Annotated in this window: 1 protein-coding gene; it reads left to right on the top strand. The window is 35.1% G+C overall.

Annotation, left to right across the window (positions count from 1 at the left end; all coding sequences use genetic code 11):
• Positions 1 to 197: 197 nt before the first annotated feature.
• Complete coding sequence (locus tag WBN20_RS15285; RefSeq protein WP_424282303.1) at positions 198 to 1,613, top strand: MBL fold metallo-hydrolase; 1,416 nt, start codon at positions 198 to 200, stop codon at positions 1,611 to 1,613.
• Positions 1,614 to 1,803: the final 190 nt, after the last annotated feature.

The following is a 1,803-nucleotide window of genomic DNA, read 5'->3' as shown; positions in this document are numbered from 1 at the left end:
TAGATATAATCTTTATTTCATCTAAAATAGCATTGTGGTAAAAAGGAACTTTTTGGGGCTATTGCAGCGGACAATGATAAAAGTCATTTTTTTTTGGTTGGCAAAAAGTGAGCTTTGTAACCTAAGTTACCTTACAAGTGTTATTTGCTTAATACTTTTATGTTAGCAAATACGACAAAATTTCAAAAATCAAAAAAATGAAAATCGAACAGATTTATACAGGTTGTTTGGCTCATGCTGCATATTATTTGGAGAGTAAAGGTGAAGCCGCAATATTTGATCCATTAAGGGAGGTAGAGCCATATATTATAAGGGCAAAGAAGGATAAAGCAACAATAAAGTATGTTTTTGAAACACATTTTCATGCCGATTTTGTAAGTGGTCATTTAGATCTAAAGAAAAAGACCGGTGCAGAAATTGTATTTGGCCCAACTGCTAAACCTGGATATGAAGCTACGGTTGCAAAGGATAATCAGATTTTTAAAATAGGGGATTATCAGGTTAAAGTAATTCACACTCCCGGGCATACTATGGAGAGTACTACTTATTTGTTAATTGATGAGAATGGAAGAGAACACGGTCTAATAACTGGTGATACATTATTTATTGGAGATGTTGGCAGACCGGATCTTGCCCAGCATGTAGTTTCAGAACTTACTGAGGAAAAACTGGCAGGACATTTATTTGATTCACTTCGGAATAAAATCATGCCATTAAATGATAATTTGATTGTTTACCCCAATCATGGGGCAGGTTCCGCTTGCGGAAAAATGATGAGTAAGGAAACAACTGACACTCTTGGGCATCAGAAAAAAGTAAATTATGCACTGAGGCCTGATATGACCAAGGATGAATTTATAAAGGAACTTCTTACTGGCTTAACAGCACCTCCTGGCTATTTTCCACAAAATGTTTTACTGAATATTAAGGGGTATGAGAGTCTCGACATTGTAAGAGAAAGAGGGGAAAAGCCTTTGTCGCCAAATGCCTTTGAAGTTGTTGCGAATGAAACAAATGCCCTAATGTTGGACACGCGTAAACCCGAAGACTTTGCAAAAGGACATATTCCCAATAGTATAAGTATAGGTCTTGATGGCAATTTCGCTCAATGGGTTGGAGAAATGATACCAGATATACAACAGGAAATTTTGTTAATAACCTATCCCGATAAAGAAGAAGAAGCTATTACCAGACTTTCAAGAGTTGGTTATGACCATACTATTGGTTTCTTAGATGGTGGATTTGAGAGTTGGCAAAAAGCGAGGAAGCAAGTTGAAAGAATTAAGAGAATCACGGCCAATCAGTTTGAAAAGGCATATTTTGGGGAAGGACCACTTGCCTTTGATATAAGGAAAAAAAGTGAATTTGATTCTGAACATGTTATTGGAGCGATTAATATTCCTTTAAATGAATTAAATCAGCATCTTTCACAATTTCCAAAAGATAAACCCTTTGTGCTGTATTGTGAAGGAGGTTACAGAAGTATGATCGCTGCATCTATCTTAATGCAGAGAGGTTGGGAAGATTTCGTTGATGTCTCAGATGGTTTTGATGAAATCAAAAAAACAAAGGTTGAAAAATCGGATTATATATGTCCGACTACCATGTTGTAGAAATTTGTTTTGGTTGATTGTTACGGGAATGGCCAAGTTATTTTTTGGTCATTCCCTTTCCTACCGAAATTTTATTAATTATTTATAGAGAAATAACAATGTCATTATTTAAAACATTATTCGGATTAAATACCTTGCAATCGGATAAATTTGAGATTTTAGAAGTTTCAAAATATAAAGAGGCTATTAA

The organism is Eudoraea sp. (assembly GCF_049665975.1).
Taxonomy (GTDB): Bacteria; Bacteroidota; Bacteroidia; order Flavobacteriales; family Flavobacteriaceae; genus Eudoraea.
The sequence above is the reverse complement of the archived record's forward strand: the minus strand, read 5'-3'. Positions and strand labels throughout refer to the sequence as shown.